The sequence below is a fragment of the Chryseobacterium elymi genome, assembly GCF_003385495.1.
GTDB classification, from domain to species: domain Bacteria; phylum Bacteroidota; class Bacteroidia; order Flavobacteriales; family Weeksellaceae; genus Chryseobacterium; species Chryseobacterium elymi.
The window spans coordinates 129,666-151,283 of the sequence record NZ_QNUH01000010.1 but is presented as its reverse complement, the minus strand read 5'-3'; the positions used below and the strand labels follow the sequence as shown (position 1 = coordinate 151,283).

Genomic DNA, 21,618 nt, shown 5'->3' with positions numbered 1-21,618 from the left:
AAGTTGTCCAGTAAAACGATTCCAGAAGGCCAAATCTCCTGAGGTTTGATTTGGGAAAAAATTATACCTAGTGTAGATTAATTTTTCCATAAAACCTCATAAAACATATCAGTATTTATTACAAATAATCTTGAAAATGCAGAAAGTTCAAAGCTTCTGTCAGTTTGTTCTAGATTCAATAGTTAGGGAATTATTTTTTTTTAACATATTTCTTATATTATAGTCTGTATAATAACTTAATTTATATCAACTTTTCAAAAAATAAAAGTGTTGAAAAGTTCTTAATAGAGATTATTGCTTTCCGTAATGTTAGGACGTTAATTTGGAAATTTTTGTATTGCGCATAATATTTTATAATGCAACATAGGAAACTTTGTCATTGTCATATGTTTAAAAATACTAATCTTGTAGTAGTAGATTAAGCAAACATTATTCATATGAAAACAGCCTATTTATACGTCCGTGTAAGTACAGACGAGCAAAAAAGAAAAGGGTACTCCTTACCAGAGCAGGAAGATCGATTATTAAAATATTGTAAATATAACAATATTGAAGTCAAGGGGATTTATCGTGAAGACTTCTCAGCTAAGAATTTCAATCGGCCTGAATGGAAAAGCCTATTCACAACAATTAAGCATAAATCACCTAAGGAAGAAGCTAATATATTATTTATTAAATGGGATCGATTCAGTCGTAATGTTGAGTATGCCTATGAAATGATAGGTATGCTTCGGAAATATAAAACAACAGCAATGGCTATTGATCAGCCTGTAGATTTTTCAGTTCCGGAAAGTACAGTTATGCTTGCAGTATACCTTTCTGTACCAGAAGCGGAAAATAGTAGGAGAGCCCAGAATACAGCAAATGGAATTCGTCGGGCTAAACTAATGGGTAGATATACCAATAAGGCACCTTTAGGATTTATTAATATGACATTGTTAGATGGCAAAAAAATAATTGCTCCTAAGCAACCTGAGGCAGAAATTATAAAATGGGTATTCCATCAACTTTCAAAAAATATTCATAAGATAGAAGAGATCAGAAAAATGGCGACAGATAAAGGTTTGATATGCTCACGATCGCATTTTTTCAGATTGATACGTAATCCGGTTTATTGTGGTCTTATACCAGTAAATATTAGCGCTGAAGAACAACAAATGATTAAAGGAATGCATGAGGCATTAATTTCCGAAAGTCAGTTTTATGATGTGCAGCGTATAGTTACAACAAAAAGGCAAGTTACCGCTAAAGCAGATACTCTAAAAGAAACATTTTTTCTAAGAGGATTCTTAATATGTCCCCATTGTAATCAAAAACTTAGTGGAAGCTTTTCTAAAGGCAAAACCAAAAAATATCCCTACTATCACTGTCATGGGCGATGTAAGACAAGAATAAATGCAATTCTTCTCAATGAATGTTATCAGAATAAACTTCAAGAACTAATATTATCAAATAATGCAGCTGAATTATTCAGCAGCATTTTAGAAGATCAGAATATAAAAACACAGAAAACAAACTATTTACATGAACGGATGTTAGCAGAGCGAAAATTGAAAGAAGAAGGATTAACTCTTTCCCAAGCTAGAAAACTATTTGTAGCAAGGATTTTGAAACTGGACGATTACAATGAATTAAAAAAAGAGAACCAGGTTAATTCTCAATGCTTAAAAAAAGAGTTACGTAATATCAATACTAAATTAAGAGATATTGATAGACAGGAACAATTGGAAGACAAATTATTTTTAGATCTTTTTCAGGGATTCTCAGAATTTGATACAGCGGATAAAAAGCATCTTGTGAGTCTAATTCCTCCTGTTGATATTGACTACCAAAAAGGGAGTCTTTCTTTAGATCTAAATGATGCATTATTAAAGGTACTATCAAAAAAGACCAACCGAAAAAATAAGAAAAATGAATTTTACTTATAAAAAAATATCAATTGAACAGGCAATTGCCCTACTAGCAAAAAATGGCATTAAAGTAGATGATGATGAAGTAGCAGTTATATTGGACTTACTTTATCTTATCTCAAAAAATTACAAAAAACCAGAAATAAAAACACTATAACCCTAAGGAGATTTCGAATTTTCGAAAAAGTCCTATAGAAAATATATTGAGGCTCTTCTAGATAATTTCAAACAAGTGATAGAGGAATTCTAGCTTCAAAAATCGAACTCTAAATATCCCAATCGTAAAAGTTTGGGCTACAGATTTTTATGGGTATAAAAAATGAGACAACTTTTTAAAAGTTGTCTCATTAAGTGAGCGCGAAAGGATTCGAACCTTTGACCGTCTGCTTAGAAGGCAGATGCTCTATCCAGCTGAGCTACGCACCCATTAAGTAATTTTGAGAAAATTACTAAAACAGTCGGGGCGGCAGGATTCGAACCTGCGACCTCCTGGTCCCAAACCAGGCGCGATGACCGGACTACGCTACGCCCCGAGAAATATATAATTAGTAAGAAAAAAATGCGGAGGGTAAGGGATTCGAACCCTTGCGACGCTTGCACGTCGACAGTTTAGCAAACTGCTCCATTAACCACTCTGGCAACCCTCCTTTTTTCTTATTTTTTAATGATCGTTGTTCCGTTATTGCGAGTGCAAATATAGAATAGATTTCTTTATTTACCAAATAAAATTCAAGAAAAATTTGCGTATTTTTGAGGAGATAAATGATTAAAAAATTAAACTGATGCGTAAGACATTATATATCATCGGATTAAGTACTTTTGTTTTTTCATGTACTTCCCAGCAAAATGTAAAAAAAAATACTTACCAGCCGAAAGCCCCGGTATCACAGGCGAAACCTGCTGTTAAGACTCCGGTAGCCGAGACAGCAAAACCTAAAATTACCAATGACCACGGAGTAGAATTTTTTACAGCCAATCTTGCTGATCCTACAAAAAATGATAATACGGCAAGTTACGGTTCTATCGTTTCAGCAAAGCCGGCAGGATATAAAGTCGTAAAGACCTATTTCCCTGCCATAGCACAGAACTTTAGACAACGCTACCTGATATTACATTATACAGCACTGCCTGATGATAAATCCATTACAGTTCTTACCCAGCAGGGAGTAAGTGCCCATTACCTGGTGAATAATACTGGAGACAATGAGATCTATCAGTTGGTGGACGAAAACAAACGCTCTTATCATGCCGGGGTAAGTAACTGGAGAAATGATAAAAACCTTAATGATACTTCTATAGGAATTGAGATCGTTAATACCGGATATACATCAGATGCTGTAGGAAAAAAAACATTTGCTACATTCAGTGATGAACAGGTGAAAAAAGTGGCTGCTTTGGCTAAGGATATTGTCAACAGATATCAGATCCCTGCTACGAATATTCTCGCCCATTCAGATATTGCTCCAACCAGAAAACAGGATCCGGGACCTATGTTTCCATGGAAAAAGCTGTATGATGAGTACCAGCTTGGAATGTGGTACGATGAAACTGTAAAACAGAATTTCTTAGCTCTGGCACAGGAAGAAGTGCCTCTAAGATATAATGACCCTTCCTTTATCTTTGCCATCCAGACAGCATTGCAGAGATTTGGATATTATGTGGATCTGAGTGGAAAATGGGATGATGCAACAAAAAGAACCATCGAAGCTTTACAGTACCATTTTCGTCCGCAGAATTTTGACGGAATTATGGATGCCGAAACATGGGCAATTCTTCAGGCTTTAAATCAAAAATACCCAGCGAAATAATGATCAAAACGCATCGGTTAAGATGCGTTTTTGCTATATTTAAAAATAAAAAAGTTAAAATATCTGTAATGGGAAATTTCAGAAAAGAAAGTGATCTGTTAGGCGAACTCAATGTGCCTGCAGACGCATATTATGGGGTACAGACGCAGAGAGCGATCGATAACTTCAAAATTTCAGGACAGCTTCTGTCTTCATATCCGGATTTTATCAAGGGGCTGGCTTTTGTGAAAAAAGCAGCAGCAAAAACCAATTATGAATTGGGTCTGCTGGATGAAAACCTATACTTCAAAATAGCGGAAGCATGCGATGAAATTGTAGCCGGAAAATACCATGAGCAGTTTCCTGTGGATATGATCCAGGGAGGAGCCGGAACTTCAATCAATATGAATGCGAATGAAGTGATCGCCAACATCGTTTTAGAAAAATTAGGAAAAAATAAAGGTGAATACGAGTTCTGTTCACCGAATGACCATATCAATCTTTCCCAGTCCACCAACGATGCCTATCCTACGGCGATCAAAATGGGACTGTTACATATGAACATCGTGCTCGTTGAAAAACTTGAAAAGATCGTTGAAGCTTTCCGTGCCAAAGGAAAAGAGTTTCATGATGTAATCAAAATGGGTCGTACCCAGCTTCAGGATGCCGTTCCAATGACTTTAGGACAGGAATTTGAAGCTTATGCGGCCACTCTGGAAGAAGATATTTCTAAATTAAATAACAATGCCAGCCTTTTTGTAGAAGTGAATATGGGAGCAACCGCCATTGGTACAGGACTTAATGCTCCGGTGGGCTATGCAACCCTTTGTGCGAAAAACCTTGCTCAGATTACTGGCTTTCCGGTTATTTCCGCTCCGGATCTGGTTGAGGCAACACCGGATACAGGTTCTTATGTGATCTATTCTTCCGCTACAAAACGTCTTGCCGTAAAGCTTTCAAAGATTTGTAATGATTTGAGACTGCTTTCTTCAGGTCCAAGAGCCGGATTATTTGAGATCAACCTTCCTCCTATGCAGCCCGGATCATCCATTATGCCTGGAAAAGTGAATCCCGTTATCCCGGAAGTGGTAAATCAGGTATGCTTTAAAGTATTTGGAAATGATCTTACCGTAACTTTTGCTGCGGAAGCCGGACAGCTTCAGCTTAACGTAATGGAGCCGGTACTTTCCCATGCGATTATGGAAAACATCAATTTCCTTTGCAATGCTTTAGATACGCTTCGCGAAAAGTGTATTGTGGGAATTACTGCTAACAAGGAAATCTGCCTGAATATGGTAAAGCACAGCATCGGTATTGTAACAGCACTTAATCCATATATCGGATACAAAAAGTCTACAGAGATTGCGAAGGAAGCTCTGGAAACCGGAAATAGCGTTTATAATCTTGTTTTGGAAAAAGGAGTTCTTTCCCAGGAAAAGCTCGATGAGATCCTTGATCCTAAAAATATGCTGAAACCGCACAACAAATAAAATAATCTAAGCGATAAATGATAATTCATTAGCATCATTTATCGCTTATCATTTATAAATTCAAAAGCTTGAGGTTTTTAATTATAATTCCTGCACATAACGAAGAAGAAAATCTTTCATTCACACTGGATTCTTTACGGCAGCAGAGCTGTAAGGATTTCCAAATTGTAGTGGTTAATGATGGTTCTACTGACGGAACGTCCGAAGTAATCAGGAAATATACAGAAAATGATTCCCGTTTTGAAACAGTGAATCTTCAGAAATCTGCCCATCAGCCAGGTTCTAAAGTAGTGAATGCATTCAAAAACGGATTAAAAACACAGAATATAGATAAATTTGATATTATCTGTAAATTTGATGCCGATATAATTCTTCCCGGAAATTATCTGGAAAAAGTAGAGTCTGCATTCAAAAATAATCCTGAATATGGGCTTGTTGGTGGTTTGTTATACGTGGAAAAAGATGGCAGATGGGTGTATGAAGGAAATTCCAATAAACATCACGTAAGAGGTCCTATGAAAGCGTACCGCAAAGAATCTTTCGTTCAGATCGGAGGGTTGAGAGAAACGCTGGGCTGGGACAATATCGATTCAATTCTTTTGGAAAACCTGGGCTGGAAAGAAGTTGTCCTTCCGGAATTACAGGTAAAGCTGATCAAAATCAAAGGTGCGGATTATACAATTATACCGGCAGACTATTATGGCAGATATTTTTATTTTTTAGGTTTGAACAGGTTTCTTGCCTACATCGCTTCTTCAAAGGAAGCTGCGAAGAACGGATCTTTTCCTTTTTTCTTTAAGATTATCAAAGCTTACGAAGCGTGTAAAACAGCCAAACTGGAACTGAAGATCTCCAAAGACGAACAGAAAGTCATCAATGATAAACGGTGGAAAATGCTAAAGGAAAAATGGCTGAAAATATAATCACAATTATAAAACTGCAAAAGATAAATTGACAGTAAGTCAAACATTTTACCTTTGCTAACCTCTAACCTCTAACCTCTAACCTCTAACCTCTAACCTCTAACCTCTAATTGAAAAAAATTGCCTACATAGAAATAGATACCCACGCAGAAATTGCGCAGGCTTTCATGGATATCATGAAGGGGTCTTCGGCTTTTAACGTAGATTACTATTTTTCGAAAAAGATTAAGGATCTAGTTGCGGAGAATGGGGAAACAGTATTTTTATCTGACAGTTCCATGATCATGGAACAATTAAAATTAAAGAAATACGATCTGATCATTATTGGAACGGTTCACAGGTATTTCAATACTTTTCATGCATTGGTTCAGAAATATAATGTATCTGTTATTGTTCATAATATGAATTTTTCTGTAGCTTCAAAAAGTGCTTTGATGAAAAGTGTTTTTAAAGGAGATATTATTTACAGGCTGAAGCTTTGGTGGAAGGAAGGTCTTTTTTATACCTCAAAAACGTACAGGAATGCTAAAAATTTATTGGTGTTGGATGAAGAGCTTTCATCAGATATTTATAAATTTCTGCCTCTTTTTTACAGCAAAAATTTTGAAAAACAGGAAAACAGTGATCTTACCATTGTGATTCCGGGAGGTGTTTCACAAACAAGAAGAGATTATCATCACGTTTTTAAAACCATTCTAAATTTAAAAACCGAAGAGAAATGTGAATTCATATTTCTTGGAAAAGCTAAAGACAGTGAACTGAAGCAGCTGGAAAAGTTATCTCAAAAACTACCGCATAATGTTTCTATACAGTATTTTTCGGACCGGGTTTCCCATGACGATTTTGAAAAATGGATGCAGAATGCAGATGTTTTGTGGTGCCCGATTCAGCAGAAAACAGAATTTTTCAACAGGGAAGAAATCTATGGGCTGACCAAAATGACCGGGAACTTGGGGGATGCTATCAAATATGGCAAAACGGCTGTTTTTCCTAAAGATTATCCTTCGAAATTAGAATTTATTGTTCCTGAGGCGGACAATATTATGAAGCAGTTTAAAACGCTTAAAAATATGCGCTTCGATTTCCAGGAAAGCTACAGCAAAAAGTTAGTTCTGAAAAAATTGGAAGATGTTCTTTCCGGTTTGATTTCTATTTAAATTTAAAAATACTTTTAATAAATTTTGCATTCAGATAATCCTCGAGTGGAAATACTTTCGTGAAATAATTTCCGATGTAGATCAATACCAGAACAACAGCTGGTTTGTACATCAGGTTGATGAAATTATTATGGAAAGTAGGTAAAACAATCGCCACTGTAATCGCTAAAGTACAGATAATGGAAACAAAGATCATTTCAATCGTAAGCGGAGAAACTTTAAAAACAAAATAATTGAATGCGATCTTGATGACATTGTAAGTTGTGAGTGAAATAGCTGTAGATAAAGCGATCCCGATCAGTTTCAGATCAGTGTTTTTAATGAAATAATAATTCAGTCCAACAGTAAGTCCGGCCAGAAGAAGCATGATCAGGATATTGAATCTGTAATATTTGGAAAGCGAGATAATATTTCCATTAAAGCCTGTCGCCAGGTCAATTAAAACTGCGGAACCCCAGATCCAGACCACAGGTTCATATTCTCTCAGCATTGTTCCGTTTTTGGGCATGAATTCCGTAAGATAAGGAAAACCTACCATGATGCATGAAAACAAAACCGCGCCTAAAAAATATAAGGATAATGATGTCTTTTTATGAAACCTGTCAAGTTCCTCCATATCACCATCAGCCAGTGTTTTATTGATGATTGGGGCAGAGATGTTGAACAGTCCCAGCTGTGGAATCGAAATCAGAGAAATCAGAGCATAAAGAACAGAATATATTCCTACTTCCTCCATTCCCATAAACTCACCGATCATAAAGCTGTTGATCGCCAGATAATTTCCAAAAGTTCCCAGGAACCCGAAAAAACTGTAGTTGAAAAACTCTTTCCAGAAATTATCCTTCCTGAAATAATCCGTATTAAAGTCCAGCTTTATCTTTTCAAGCTTGTTCGTGTAGTAAACGTATCCGAAAAGCATCAGAGCAAACATTCCGAAAAAGAAGGAAAATGCTATTTTCTGCGATAGTAAAAAATAAGCAAACAGGCAGAAAGCTCCGAGATTAGCGATCTTGGGGAAAAGATTGTCAAAAATATTAGAAACGACAATTCTCTTATAATTGGAAGTGTATTTATTAAGGATTGCACAGAAAGAAAGGATGAGGATCAGGGGTAGGATCATTTCCTTTAATTTCCATGCCTCAGAATGTCTGAATTTTGGAAAAAGGTAGGGGAGTACGAAAAACACTCCCGTAAAAATGATAAAATTAATAAATACCGTAAGCAGCGACAACGAGAGCATATTCTGTTTCTTGCCGTCTTTTTCCATCCTCTGGAAAAACTTAACGTTGGAATAGGAGATTCCCAATACCACAAAAGGAACCAGCATCTCAGCAGTAGGCAGGATATAGCGGAGTTTTCCGTAAAATTCGAAATTATACGGAAAGATGAAAATGGCGGATATGGTACCCAGCAGAAAACCAAAATAACCTATGATGGAATATTTGAAGCCCTGTCTCGCTACTACACTCATAATGTTTTTTTAATGGTTTTTTGGCGTAAAAATAATGTTGTTTATATAGCTGGTTTTGTTTTTTTCATCGTTAGTGTTGTGTGTTAAAATCTCTTCCGTCAGCAGCTCCAGCTTAAAACTTTCACGGTTAAGATATTGCGCTTCATATCCCCAGTTTTTTATTTCAGAAATGTCATTCCAGATAGGGGTTTTGTGGTGTCTCTGTTCCATTTCGACCATTAGTGTGGGAAGGAACCTTGTGATGATTTTTTTGGCACCGGACAGGGTTTTCATTTCATTTCCTTCCACATCTATCTTAATGAAATCCAGTCTGTCAAAATGCTCTATAGCAGCCCATTCATCCAGCTTGATCACTTTTACTTTTTCCGTATAGCTTTTCTCTTCACCCTTTTCTTTGTAAGAGGTATTTAAAGTTCCCCGGGAAGCAATCAGTTTGCCGTTAATAATAGGAACCTTAAACTCAGCTGTTGTATTTTCGTCAGAAAGCGCTAAAGGAAATATCATCATTCTTGGGAAAAGTCTTTTCAGGCGGCTGTAAAGTTTCTTGTTCGGTTCAAAACCATAAATGTGTTCATGGTTCAGCTTATTCTCCAACTGATAAAGAAAAGCTCCGACGTTGGCCCCAATGTCCAGTATTACAGCATTTTTTGGAAGGTATTCCTTAATCCATACCAGCTCAGGTTCTACATTGCGCGCCGAAAAATTATTCTTAGTAAGATTGTTTAAATTCTTAAAATATCTTTTTTTATAAAAACTCGGACTTATATATTGTAGTTTTTCTGCAATTTTTTGGTATAAAGACATCCTTAATTATTTGACGAAAAGCAAAGATAAACAAAAATGTTAAACTAATGTTAAAAAATAGAAAATATAACTAGTTGATTATCAACTTGTAACTTTCAATTGTTGTTTTGTGGAAAATTGAACTTTAGCAGGTTGATATCTTGCTGTAAAATGCTGCCGGCAAAACGATGTCCTCAATACTATTGCTTTTAAAACAGAAAAATTCGGTATCACCAGCTTAATGCAAGAGATAATAAAAACAAAATTCCCACAAATCATACAGGATTTAATAGCACTAGGCTTCTGTGTAAATCTGCGGGATCTGTGGGAATTTTGAAAAAACTATTATTTAATTCTGAGAATATTTTGCATAAGCCTTCGCAAGTTTTTCGTCGTACCTGTTTTCTCTGTATCCTGCTCCATTGTAAAGTTTTGCAAAGCCTGCCCAGTTTTTGTTTCTAAGAGGTATCAGGCAGCCATTTTTTTCAAGGAATTTTCCAAATGCTTTCAAATGTTCACCTTCGTTCATTTCCATTTTCGAAACAAAATCATCTACATCAATATAACCCAGGTTTTTAGAATGATATCCCATAATCTGAAAACTTCCCCAGGAAGCAGAAGACAGTGCAGCTTCTTTGAATTCACGATTATTATTTAGGCTGATTGCCTCATTTAATCTGTCGTATTCTTTCACCCCGCCCTGGTAGTGCACTCTTGTCCATTTCGGGTAAAGAACGTTCTGGCTGTTTGAATTGTAATAAAAATTAGGATCGATACCTCTCTTCTTAAGTTCATTCCAGAAAACATGACCTTCAAATAGAATTTTGGGCTTATTGTTGATCAGAAATCCTTTTCCACTGCTTTCAATTTCGTTTACGGCCTTTACGGTAGCTAACTCCAGATTGTGTTCATCTGCGAAATGAATAAGATCTTCTTCTTTCAGAAATTTATCAGTCTGGCTCATGGGCTTTTCGTCTTTTTCAAGAAGAACGGCCCAGGTTTTTACGCCTACAATTCCGTCCACGACCAAAGAATTTTTTCTTTGGAAATCTTTTACAGCTGTATCAACTTCCAGAGTGAATGAATCTGAGATCTTAATGCTGTATCCAAGTTTATAAAGGATCTCGCATAATGTAAGCACTTCCGGTGCTTTTGTATAATATTTTAAAAGTCTCATGACAGTTTTTTTTAATGATGAATGATGAATGATGAATGATGAATATTTTTAGATAAAGTTACAATGGCCAGACATTCAATTCGGCATTTCAAGTATAAAGTATAAAGTATAAAGTCTCAAATCTGATATCTGATATCTTGACTCTTGATTCTTCTCTCAATTACTGACTAACAGGTATCTGCGGCATTCTCTCACAGATCATTCCAATCAGGAAGAAGGATTTAAACTTTACTTCCTCCCTCTGAAGTTTATATTCAAGATTAAGAGGCATCGTGCTGGTAACACTGAAATTCTGATTCAAGACTGCATAATCATCAATTCTTAGCTCAATGCTGTATTCCCCTGGAGGAATCAGTTGATTGATGATTCCCGCTTCATTGCTTTCGATCTCAAAAATCCTGTTGTTATTGGTTCCTTTAATAGAGATAGCGCATTTATAGATAGGATCGTTATTGATCTTGTCAGAAACCCTGAACCGTACAACAGAACCTGCGGGTGGTGGAGCAGGAGTGGAAATTGGATTAGGTATAGTCGGAAATTTCGGCCCCCATGATCCCCATGGTACTTTAATAGGATGGGTTGGCCGAGGTGCTGGCTGTACCGGACTTGCTGCATGTGATACCGGATTAAGAGGTCTTAAGTTTTTAATATTGCTCAGGATATTTCCAGTATTTATTTTACCTGTGAATGCTGGATTGACCGCTGTCTTCATGTTTTCCACAGTTTTGGGTTCCATAGCTGTTCTGGCTGAAAAGTCATTAATAATAGCAGCTTTCTGGGTTTCAGAGATGGCTGTTTTCTTAGCCAGATAATTAAGCTGATCAGATTTGATAGTCTTTACATTAGTAATCGCTTTGAGGAACTTCTGGTTATTGTTTTTATTGATGAAAACCTGCTGTTTCATTACCATAGGCCCGAAATAAACCAGCTCTTCTGTGTTGCTTACACTGCTACTGACAATAGACGGATCAAGGATCACTTTCAGATTTTTAATCAGGATCATGGTCTTTGGAAATGCCGGAAGCTTGAAATCATTGGAGATCGTCTGCCCGTCTGATATTTTTTTAGGCTCCTTCCATTCAAAATAATCGGAAAGCATAAAATTTTTATTGAACCAGTTTCTTTTTAAATGCACAAAAGAATATTCCACTTCCACAGCCTGGATCATGCTTTCGTCATAATCTATAGATAAAATCTCAGAAGGAATATTTTCATTGCCGTTTTTCGCTTCAGAATGAAGTCCTTCCAGTTCAGATTTTTCAATGCGCATACTGTTCCATCCCGATTCATTTTCCATAAAATCATACGGGATGAAATTAATGTCATGAATTGAAGAATTACTGATCACATCAGTTTTTTCTGCGGCCTCAAAAGTATGCTTTGCATTTTGTGCCATAGCAAGATAGAGATCAGCATCAGAAGATCTGTTGATTCTGGCCAGCTCCTTTTCAATAGTGTCTTTACTGCCTTTTACCTTCCATTCTGAAAAAGCCAGCTCTTTCAGGTTATTTAAGTTGACAAGCCGGTCATTCCAGTTTCTTTTTTTCTCATCAGTTTCCAGTCCGTCAAACACCAGTAGATGGTCTGTTACTTTATTGACGGCATCATCATATAATATTCTGTATTTTTTATAAGCTTTTAACTCCTTGGTGTCGCTGTTTTTGGCATCAAAAAGAATGGTGCTTTTGCTTTCCAGAACCTTGTCAAGATTCTCTTCCAGATTTTTCAGGTTGTTTTTATCCAAAATATCTCTGTAAATATCAAATAAAGAATTATTGGGATTAAGATCCCAGAAGTTAGGCGAGATAGGCACAGAGTTCAGTTCGTAAGCTACATTTTGCTTTTTAATGATCGAAAGCGCTTTTTTCTGTTCATCGTTCAGCAGGCTTTGGGGTTTCAGAAGTTCCAGTTCCTCATTGTCATAAATGCGCAGGGAAGGGCAGATCATCGGCAGATCATTTTCCATAGAGCTTTGTGACATATAAATGTTTTTAAGTTTCTGATAGACAGCTACAAAATATTTCATGGTTATCGTTTTTAGTTTAGGTGAATAACCGGCAGAAAAAACTTCTGCCGGCCATTCTATTGAGAAGGATATATTATGGTATAAGATGGGAAGAGAGAAGAAGGGAGGCTGGAAGTTAGTATGGTACATTCATCTTTTAATAATTCTCGAAAAATTAATTAAAACTACACCGTGACTGCATCTTGGTACTCAGTAACTTCCTTCTTCCGGCTTCAGACTTCCTTTCTGTTTATGATTTTCCGTCCGCCCATTTTTTAATCTCAGGATTCGGGTTTGGAGATTTTGGTACGATATGGCATTTATAACCGATGATGTAAATTCCTTTTGAGGTCAGCTTTTTGCCTTCCCATTCATAGCTGGATTTTACATTTTGATTGTCATAGCTGTAGTTTCCTCCGATCACGAAAGGTCCTATTCCTACGGCACCGCCTGCCGTTATGGAGTTTTTAGCTTCAGTGTATGCTGAGCTACTGTTTTTAAAGTTCAGAGAGACGTCTTTAGCAATAATCAGTTCCGTGATGATAGACGGCATAAGTCCTTTGCCTTTTCCATCGCTGATCATATCCCCGTTCAGGGTTTGTGGAGACTGTTCGTGAAGCTTCCAGTATTTAGATTCTATGAACTGCTGATTGAACCAGCCTCTTTCCACCCTTACTTTTCCTACTTTGAAAGAAATATCCATACTCGTATAATCGGATTTTATCTGGGTTTTTTCATTTTTCCCTCCACCTTTTGCTCCAATGGAAAATAATCCCATGCTGAAGCCTCCTGCAGCTCCCCAGTTATGAATCGATTTAGAATAATCGTAATTGGATTTCCCCTGTGAAATAGAGATTTCAGGCCATCCTTTTGATTCTCTCAACGCATTGGCTGCTACCGGAATACATGGAGAGTAATTGGTGTAATCTAAAATTCTGGTTCTCTGGCTATTCCTGAATTCCGCCTGAATTCTTTTCTTGATCACAAGCATGTGTTTCTCTTCAATCTCGCTCAGATAATTTTGAATTCTCTCCACAGCTTCCTTGTATCCTAAAGACTGCCATGCCTTTAAAGCTGCATCTTCACGCTTTTTCATGTTTTTCCCGTCAATGGATAATTTTGCCATGGCATCAGTATCACCATTATCTGCGGCAGTTCTGATCTCGTTGTTTGCATCCACGATATCATAATACTTCATCTGGTATTCTACATATTTTGCATAGGTAGGTGCCACAAAAGTGTGGATCAGCTCAGGTTTGTTGAAATCATCTACCGGAGCATTCTCATCAAAATCAGGATTCTTTACCTTCTTTATTTTGAATAATTTGTTTCTTAGAGAGTCTAGCTTTTTTTCTACTTTTTGATCAAAATCTGTATCTACAACCACAGACCACTGCAAAAGATCCTCATATACTTTAGAAACTCTCTTTTGTGAATCGTTCATAATGGTAATCGCTCTCCCTTTTCCGTCTTCCGTAAGCGGTGGAAGTTGTGATGGAATAGCATCGGTCATTGCTGCAAACTGTTCCATCTGTAGGTATTTTTTGAATTTACTGTTAGATAAGGCTGTCTGGTAAGCTTCCATATCTATTTTCGGATTTCCGTTGGCATCCAGGATAGGTTTTCCTGTTCCGTCCAGCATTGGCTTTGGTGAAGGAGCATCTCCGAAAAGACCGTTCAGTGCATAATCGAAAGTATCTTCTGAAAGTGTAATCCCTACCGGATCAAAGGCAATGAAATCATCAGTCCCTAAAGATTCGGGATTTCCCCCATTGGTTACAGTGTCATAGACCTGCTTTAAAAGCATACTCATCAATGAATTTGTTTTTGCGTCTTGAGTTAAAGTTGGCATAATTATAAGTTTTTTTAATTCTGTGCTTACTCTTTCTGGTTTTCAGCGTCCCCTATTTTGTATGGTACAAATGTATTTCAGTATTGCAATTAATTCATCAGTGTTTTTCCTGTTTTTTAATGTGGTTTTTACTGTTTTTAATTTTATGATGTGTATTTTGTAAATAATGATTGGTTTTTTGCGGATAATATAATGAGTTTCTGTTGGTTTTTGAATATTTTTAACTGATTAGAATGTTAAATTTTACATATTGTTATAATTTTTTTTAAAATATTGATGTTTTGATAAAATTTTGGCAGATGTTTTGATATCGAAACAATACTTATCGATAAGAACACATTAAAACTAATAATCACTGATTTTTTTAACAGTTTAAATATTTAATAGTGATGAAACACCTAAATCAAAATCAGGAATTTCGTTTCAACGAAGTTCTTTTTGAGCACCGGAACAAAGAATACGGTGCCTATGCATTAAGAAATGAATCAGATAGGTTATTAACCAAAGCGCTTTTTGTGGGCGTGAGTTTATTGGCTGCTATTTCAATAACGCCGCTTGTGATATCGGCATTTACAAATGAGGCTCCAGTTATACATACCCCTACCGATGGTCCGCCAATAGTTATTAAACTAAAAAAAGTGGATCAAATAGAAAAGCCGCCTGTTGAAATTATAAAACCAGTTCAACCTGTTTTACCTCCAAATACGAGACAATTTGATAGTTCTGTTCCAACGCCTAAATCTGATGCAATAGAACCAATTAAACAAACTAAACCCCAAGATGCAACTCCCGGATTAGTAGATGATTTTAAAGGAGATCCAGTAAAACCTGATAGATATCTTCCGCAACCTCCGGTTATAGGAACTGGACCTATTACTACAGTTGTTCCAACCGTTGTACCACTCGACAAGAATAAAATTGTAAGTGGAGGAGACTTGGCTGTTGAGGCAGCTTACGAAGGAGGAATTAACTCTTTCAGAAATAAGGTGATGAATAATTTTGACGGTTCAGGGTTTGAAGGAGAAGAAGTAATGAAAACAACAATTACTTTCGTAGTTGAGATTGATGGAACCATTTCCGGGATAAAAGCAAACGGAGCGAATGCAGAGTTTAATAATGAAGCTATCAGAACCATTAAATATATCAAAGGAAAATGGAAACCTGGTTTAAATAAACAAGGTGAAGCCGTAAGAAGTTATTTCAAATTTCCAATCTCTATGAACTTTGAATAATTGAGATAAAAACAAATCTTAAAATAGTTATCCACAAAAATTTTTTTTTGTGGATAATTTTTTTAATTGTTAAACTGTTTATTAACAATACTTTAACTCAATTTTGAATTTCGCCATTCATACAGAGCAAAGAAAAAAGTGTATTTTTGAAACCTAAAGTTCTAATAATGGCAAAAATCATAGGTATCGCTAATCAAAAAGGAGGAGTAGGAAAAACTACCACAGCTGTAAATCTGGCGGCAGCATTAGGGGTGTTGGAAAAAAGAATACTCATTATTGATGCAGATCCACAGGCTAATGCAACCTCTGGGCTTGGTGTGGAAGATGTTCAGTACTCTACATATAATTTATTGGAGCACAGTGCAGATACAAGAACTTGTATCAAAAGAACTGCTTCTCCCAATCTGGATATCATCCCATCACATATTGACCTGGTAGCAGCGGAAATTGAGCTCGTGGATAAAGAAAATCGCGAGTATATGCTGAAGAAAGCATTGACAGAAGTAAGAAATGATTATGATTATATCATTATAGATTGTGCGCCGAGTTTAGGACTTATTACAGTTAATGCCCTTACTGCAGCAGATTCTGTGATCATTCCGATTCAGTGCGAATATTTTGCATTAGAAGGATTGGGGAAGCTATTGAATACTATCAAAAATGTACAGAAGATCCATAATAAGGACCTTGGTATTGAAGGTCTTCTTCTTACTATGTACGACAGCAGATTAAGATTATCTAATCAGGTGGTCGAAGAAGTGAATTCACATTTCCCTGACATGGTTTTTGAAACCATTATCAGCAGAAACGTAAGATTGAGTGAAGCGCCAAGTTTTGGAGAAAGTATCCTTAACTACGATGCAGAAAGTAAAGGTGCCATCCAATATATTCAGCTGGCAGAAGAAGTTTTGCTTAAGAATGAAAATTTAGTAAAAAATTAATTTAATAATAAATGGACCCTATAAGTGAATGATCACCATCACTTATCAATCATCATTTATCAATTATATATATGAAGGACAAAAAAAGAGCTATGGGACGTGGTTTGGGCGCCATTTTGAGCGCTGAATCCAAAGCGAGTATCAACTCCGCAACTGATGAAGGAGCCGATAAATTTGTTGGGAATATCGTAGAGGTTGCCCTTGAAGATATTTATCCGAATCCGACCCAGCCGAGAACTTACTTTGATGAAAAAGCGTTAAACGAACTTGCTCTCTCAATCAAAAACTTAGGGGTGATCCAACCGATTACCTTAAGGAAAGACGGAGAAAAATTCGAAATCATATCAGGGGAAAGACGTTACCGTGCAAGTAAAATTGCCGGTCTTTCGACCGTTCCTGCTTATATTCGCTTGGTAAACGATCAGGAGCTTCTGGAAATGGCTCTTGTTGAAAACATTCAGAGAGAAGATCTTGATGCTATTGAGATTGCTCTGACCTATCAGAGACTTTTGGATGAGATTGGCCTTACCCAGGAAAATCTGAGCCAGAGAGTAGGGAAGGACAGAAGCACCATTACCAATTCCATCAGGCTTCTAAGATTGAATCCTGATATTCAGAATGCGATCAGAAGCGGTGAGATCTCTGCAGGACACGGAAGAGCGATCATCAGTCTTGAAAGTGAAGAACATCAGCAGATTCTATTTGATCTGATCATCAAAGAAAAACTCAATGTACGTCAGGCCGAACAGGCTGCTGCAGCACTGAAGAATCCTAAATCACCGGCAGCGAAAAAAGTTAATACTGAACTCTCTAACAATTATAAAAGAGCGCAGAAGACCATCGCTGATATTTTAGACGTAAAAGTAGAAATCAAAACCTCCGGAAACGGGAAAAAAGGTAAAATTCTCCTGGACTTCAAAAATGAAGAAGAACTGGAATATATTTTATCTCATATTAAATAAATGAAGAAATTATTTTTCACATTCTTTTTGAGCATTTTTGCTTTTGCTTACCCGCAGGTGACTCCCGGCGACACCGTTCGTCTAGGACCTCCTCCGAAAGACAGTGTGATTGTTACTGAAACTGTAAAACCTACAAAAACGGTAAAATCGGAAGCCAAAATCATTGAAGATCTTGAAAATGCAAACGGACCTACTAAGAAAACCATTAAGCTTAACCCTACAAGAGCCGGGCTGTATTCTGCCGTTCTTCCGGGATTAGGCCAGTATTATAATAAAAAATATATCAAAATCCCTATTGTCTGGGGAGCTGTAGGAGCAGGTATCGGATATACCATCTGGAGCAATAACCAGTACAAAAAGTACAGGGAATATTACGTGGCAAAACTTAACGGAACACCCAATGAATTTGTAGACAGCCATCCCTGGCTTGATAAAAAAGCTTTTGGAAATGCTCAGGACAGATATAAAAGACAGAGAGATTATGCTATCGCCATTACAGGTCTCATCTATATCCTGAATATTGTAGATGCCGTGGTGGATGCGCATCTTTACGAAAGCCGTCATGATCCGGATCTTAGTTTCAATCCTACGGTAATTCAGGATCAGTACGGATTTTCAAACCCTAAAACAGGCTTAAGTTTAAGCTATAGATTTTAAAATAAACTTTGAATAAAGCTCATCAGGACTGTAAAGTTCATTGAGACCATAATAAATAAGATATCACATGAGAATAGCATTAGTCGGATACGGTAAAATGGGGAAGATTATTGATGAGATTGCACTGAAGAGAGGTCATGAAGTAGTAGCCCGCCTCAAAGAAACTCCAACAGCTGAAAACCTTAATAATGCCGACGTTGCCATTGAATTTTCATTGCCAGAGGCAGCATACCATAATATCAAAGCCTGTCTTGAAAATAAAGTACCCGTGATCTGCGGCACTACAGGCTGGCTGGAGAAAAAAGAAGAAATTGAAAAAATTGCTGTAGACAACGATAGTGCATTCTTATACGGCTCCAATTTTAGCTTGGGCGTGAATTTATTTTTTGCCCTCAACGAAAAAGTGGCCAATATCATGAAAAATGTGGATGAATACTCCTGCCAGCTGGAAGAAATTCATCATGTCCATAAAAAAGATGCTCCCAGCGGAACAGCAATTTCCATTGCCGAGGGAATCATCAAAAATAATCCTAAATTTAACGCCTGGAAACTGGAAGAAACCCAGGGACAGGAACTGGGAATCTTTGCCATCCGCGAAGATGAGGTTCCCGGCACCCATAGCGTTTATTATAAAAGTGAAGTTGATGAAATTGAAATAAAACATACAGCCTTCAATAGAAACGGGTTCGCGCTCGGAGCTGTAGTTGCTGCAGAATGGATTAAAGATAGAAAAGGAAACTTCGCCATGAAAGACGTTTTAGGGCTTTAGTTTGTAACAAATTCTTTAAATTGCATACCAATAAAAAAATGATGAATAGTAAATTATAGATAGCACAACGCTGTGATCATTTATTACTCATCATTATCATTTTATATATTTAGAATAGGCACAAAAAACTATGAATTATTTTTTAACTTATACAGTATATGTTCTCATTTTGTCTGTACTGATGGGGATTTCCACTTGGAAGCTGTTCAAAAAAATGGGGTATAGTCCATTATTGGCATTTATACCTTTCTATAATTACTTCATTATATTAAAAGAAACAAAACACCCGAAATGGTGGGCTATCCTGTCTTACCTTCCGATAGTGGGACCCATTATGATGTCTGTTTTCCATATTTATTTAATGAAAAAATTTGGGAAAACTCTTTTTCAGCATCAATTGCTTACCGTGATTCTGCCATTTATCTATATGGCAACGGTGAACTATTCTAAAGACGTAGAAATAGAAGACGAAAATGCCAACGACCTGTTCATTACGGACGAAGAGAAAAATGCAAAAAAGAAAGATACATTCATAGGATCTATTACTTTTGCAGTTGTTTTTGCAACCATTATTCACGTTTTTGTAACGCAGCCGTTCGGGATTCCTACAGGATCTATGGAAAGAACACTTTTAGTAGGTGATTTCCTTTTCGTGAACAAATGGAGCTATGGATACAGAATGCCCATGCGCCCTGTAGCGATACCATTCCTTCAGGGAACCATTATGGATACAGGACAGAAAGGAAATCCAAAAGATGACCCCAAATCATATGCTGATGGCATAAAACTTCCTTATACAAGAATTTTTCAGTTTAGTAAGCCTCAGAAAAATGATGTAGTTGTTTTCAACTATCCACGTGATTCTGTGCATACAGCGATCGACAGAAAAGATCCATACGTTAAAAGATGTGTAGCTGTTGCTGGAGATACCTTTGAAATGAGAGCCGGGAGACTTTTTGTTAACGGAAAACCTGAAATGGTTTTAGGAGATCAGGAAGTACAGCACAGATATATTGTAAATACCGGAAGCCAGCTTGATATTCCTGCATTGTATAATACATACGGATTCCTTCCGGTACAGGAAATTCAGGGAGAAAAAGGATACATTTATGCTTTTCAGGGACTGACAGATAAAACTGCTCAGGAAATAAAACAGCTTCCTCAGGTCATCGATATGAACGAGGATGTCACGGCTAAAGGGGAAGCAGCGTTATATTACAGAGACGAAGCAAAAACAAAAATAGATACCACGCAGTCGATCTTCCCGGTGAACAAACCATGGAACCAGGATTGGTACGGGCCTTTAAAAATTCCTAAAAAAGGAGATGTGGTAACACTTAATCAGGAAACTCTGCCAGAATACAGATGGATTATCTCTGAATACGAACATAACAGTCTGGAAAATAAAAACGGGAAGATTTTTATCAATGGTAAAGAAACAACACAGTATACCATTAAACAGAATTACTACATGATGGTGGGTGATAACAGAGATGCTTCATTAGATGCAAGATTCTTTGGTTTTGTTCCGGAAGAAAACATTGTAGGAAAGCCTATGTTTACCTGGATGAGTATACAGGGAGCATTCTCTGATGCAAGCTCAACTTATCAGGCTCCTAAAAAAATAAGATGGGACAGAATGTTTAAAGCAACAAATACAGGAGAAGTTAATAAAACTTCATACTGGTGGGTTGCTGTAATGATCCTTATACTGTTCTTCGGATGGGAGTATTTTATGAAACTATTCGGAAAGAAAAAAACAGAAGACGAAGTATAATTTAAACTTAAAAAATAGAATGAAGTATTTGAAAAAATGCTTCATTTTTGCATCATGAATATGACGAATGTATTATTGCCGGTATTTTATATGCCCCCGATTTCATGGTTTTCAGTGTTTTTAAATCCTGAGAATGAGATTATATTTGAACAGTTTGAAAATTTTCCTAAACAGACCTACAGGAACAGAGCCAATATCTATGGAGCAAACGGGAAGCTTTCCTTAATAATTCCCATCAATCATAATGGAAAAAGAGAATTTAAAGATATCGAGATCTCATATAGGGAAGACTGGAGAAATTTGCACTGGAAGTCTATTAAGACAGCTTATCAAAGCTCTCCCTATTTTGAATATTATGAAGATAAATTCAGAAAAATATATGACCTGAAAGAAAAATTTCTTCTTGATTTCAACCTTAAAGGATTAGAAATCATACAGCAGATTCTTAAAACAGAAAAGGCACAGTCTTTGAATGGAGAATATATCAAAAATCCTGAAAGTATTAATTTCAGAGAGAAATTCTCGGCTAAGCATCCTTCAGAATTTCATATGGAGGAATATTACCAGACATTCTCTGATAAACTGGGATTTTTAGAAGATTTATCGGTTTTGGATCTCATTTGTAACAAAGGCCCTGAATCTTTGACTTATATAAAAAATATTAAATAATTATATTAATATGAAATTGCCATTAACAAAATTCTATGAAAATAAACCAATGAAAA

Annotated in this window: 18 protein-coding genes and 3 tRNA genes; 13 read left to right on the top strand and 8 right to left on the bottom strand. The window is 36.6% G+C overall.

Annotated features, from left to right (window positions below):
- The first annotated feature begins 437 nt into the window (after nucleotides 1-437).
- The gene (locus DRF60_RS13245) at nucleotides 438-1,928 is read left to right on the top strand and encodes a recombinase family protein (RefSeq protein ID WP_116012498.1); all 1,491 of its coding nucleotides are present in this window, start codon (nucleotides 438-440) and stop codon (nucleotides 1,926-1,928) included.
- Nucleotides 1,912-2,067 (top strand): PTS sugar transporter subunit IIBC, encoded by a 156-nt coding sequence (locus tag DRF60_RS13240; RefSeq protein WP_116012497.1) that lies wholly within the window; start codon nucleotides 1,912-1,914, stop codon nucleotides 2,065-2,067. The genes DRF60_RS13245 and DRF60_RS13240 overlap by 17 nt, the downstream gene beginning before the upstream one ends.
- A 195-nt stretch (nucleotides 2,068-2,262) precedes the next feature.
- Here the strand turns inward: DRF60_RS13240 and DRF60_RS13235 are convergent.
- The 3 genes from DRF60_RS13235 to DRF60_RS13225 all read right to left on the bottom strand — a co-directional run bounded on the left by DRF60_RS13235 (nucleotide 2,263) and on the right by DRF60_RS13225 (nucleotide 2,557).
- Nucleotides 2,263-2,336, bottom strand: a tRNA-Arg gene (locus DRF60_RS13235).
- Between the two features lie 32 nt (nucleotides 2,337-2,368).
- Nucleotides 2,369-2,443, bottom strand: a tRNA-Pro gene (locus DRF60_RS13230).
- Between the two features lie 29 nt (nucleotides 2,444-2,472).
- A tRNA-Ser gene (locus DRF60_RS13225) sits at nucleotides 2,473-2,557 on the bottom strand.
- A 135-nt stretch (nucleotides 2,558-2,692) separates the two neighbouring features.
- On the opposite strand from DRF60_RS13225, the gene DRF60_RS13220 reads away from it, so the two are divergent.
- From DRF60_RS13220 to DRF60_RS13205, 4 genes are all read left to right on the top strand, one after another.
- Nucleotides 2,693-3,718, top strand: coding sequence for an N-acetylmuramoyl-L-alanine amidase (locus DRF60_RS13220; RefSeq protein ID WP_116012496.1), 1,026 nt, complete (start codon nucleotides 2,693-2,695; stop codon nucleotides 3,716-3,718).
- A gap of 68 nt (nucleotides 3,719-3,786) precedes the next feature.
- Complete coding sequence (gene aspA / locus DRF60_RS13215; protein WP_116012495.1) at nucleotides 3,787-5,187, top strand: aspartate ammonia-lyase; 1,401 nt, start codon at nucleotides 3,787-3,789, stop codon at nucleotides 5,185-5,187.
- Nucleotides 5,188-5,255: 68 nt separating this feature from the next.
- Nucleotides 5,256-6,110: a glycosyltransferase gene (locus DRF60_RS13210; protein ID WP_116012494.1), complete on the top strand. Its 855-nt coding sequence runs from the start codon at nucleotides 5,256-5,258 to the stop codon at nucleotides 6,108-6,110.
- Nucleotides 6,111-6,220: 110 nt separating this feature from the next.
- Nucleotides 6,221-7,267, top strand: a complete 1,047-nt coding sequence (locus tag DRF60_RS13205; RefSeq protein WP_116012493.1) for a hypothetical protein — start codon at nucleotides 6,221-6,223, stop codon at nucleotides 7,265-7,267.
- Here the strand turns inward: DRF60_RS13205 and DRF60_RS13200 are convergent.
- From DRF60_RS13200 to DRF60_RS13180, 5 genes are all read right to left on the bottom strand, one after another.
- On the bottom strand, nucleotides 7,260-8,738 hold the full coding sequence (locus DRF60_RS13200) for a lipopolysaccharide biosynthesis protein (protein WP_116012492.1): 1,479 nt from the start codon (nucleotides 8,736-8,738) through the stop codon (nucleotides 7,260-7,262). The two genes, DRF60_RS13205 and DRF60_RS13200, sit on opposite strands and share 8 nt — an antisense overlap.
- A gap of 9 nt (nucleotides 8,739-8,747) precedes the next feature.
- Nucleotides 8,748-9,542, bottom strand: coding sequence for an FkbM family methyltransferase (locus tag DRF60_RS13195; protein ID WP_116012491.1), 795 nt, complete (start codon nucleotides 9,540-9,542; stop codon nucleotides 8,748-8,750).
- Nucleotides 9,543-9,870: 328 nt separating this feature from the next.
- Nucleotides 9,871-10,698, bottom strand: coding sequence for an N-acetylmuramidase domain-containing protein (locus DRF60_RS13190; RefSeq protein WP_116012490.1), 828 nt, complete (start codon nucleotides 10,696-10,698; stop codon nucleotides 9,871-9,873).
- 160 nt (nucleotides 10,699-10,858) lie between these two features.
- A complete protein-coding gene (locus DRF60_RS13185; RefSeq protein WP_123902688.1) occupies nucleotides 10,859-12,724 on the bottom strand; it encodes a hypothetical protein in 1,866 nt (621 codons plus the stop codon).
- A gap of 229 nt (nucleotides 12,725-12,953) precedes the next feature.
- The gene (locus tag DRF60_RS13180; RefSeq protein WP_123902687.1) at nucleotides 12,954-14,555 is read right to left on the bottom strand and encodes a hypothetical protein; all 1,602 of its coding nucleotides are present in this window, start codon (nucleotides 14,553-14,555) and stop codon (nucleotides 12,954-12,956) included.
- A gap of 389 nt (nucleotides 14,556-14,944) precedes the next feature.
- On the opposite strand from DRF60_RS13180, the gene DRF60_RS13175 reads away from it, so the two are divergent.
- The 7 genes from DRF60_RS13175 (at nucleotide 14,945) to DRF60_RS13145 (ending at nucleotide 21,562) form a co-directional block, all read left to right on the top strand.
- Complete coding sequence (locus tag DRF60_RS13175) at nucleotides 14,945-15,787, top strand: energy transducer TonB (protein WP_116012487.1); 843 nt, start codon at nucleotides 14,945-14,947, stop codon at nucleotides 15,785-15,787.
- Nucleotides 15,788-15,954: 167 nt separating this feature from the next.
- A complete protein-coding gene (locus DRF60_RS13170) occupies nucleotides 15,955-16,728 on the top strand; it encodes a ParA family protein (protein ID WP_116012486.1) in 774 nt (257 codons plus the stop codon).
- Nucleotides 16,729-16,799: 71 nt separating this feature from the next.
- Entirely contained in the window at nucleotides 16,800-17,690 is an 891-nt protein-coding gene (locus tag DRF60_RS13165; RefSeq protein ID WP_116012485.1) for a ParB/RepB/Spo0J family partition protein, read from the top strand.
- Complete coding sequence (locus DRF60_RS13160) at nucleotides 17,691-18,347, top strand: DUF5683 domain-containing protein (protein WP_116012484.1); 657 nt, start codon at nucleotides 17,691-17,693, stop codon at nucleotides 18,345-18,347. It abuts the gene before it with no gap.
- A gap of 67 nt (nucleotides 18,348-18,414) precedes the next feature.
- A complete protein-coding gene (gene dapB, locus DRF60_RS13155) occupies nucleotides 18,415-19,116 on the top strand; it encodes a 4-hydroxy-tetrahydrodipicolinate reductase (RefSeq protein ID WP_116012483.1) in 702 nt (233 codons plus the stop codon).
- 130 nt (nucleotides 19,117-19,246) lie between these two features.
- Complete coding sequence (gene lepB, locus DRF60_RS13150; RefSeq protein WP_116012482.1) at nucleotides 19,247-20,893, top strand: signal peptidase I; 1,647 nt, start codon at nucleotides 19,247-19,249, stop codon at nucleotides 20,891-20,893.
- Nucleotides 20,894-20,947: 54 nt separating this feature from the next.
- Entirely contained in the window at nucleotides 20,948-21,562 is a 615-nt protein-coding gene (locus tag DRF60_RS13145) for a WbqC family protein (protein ID WP_185144591.1), read from the top strand.
- The last annotated feature ends 56 nt before the right edge of the window (nucleotides 21,563-21,618 follow it).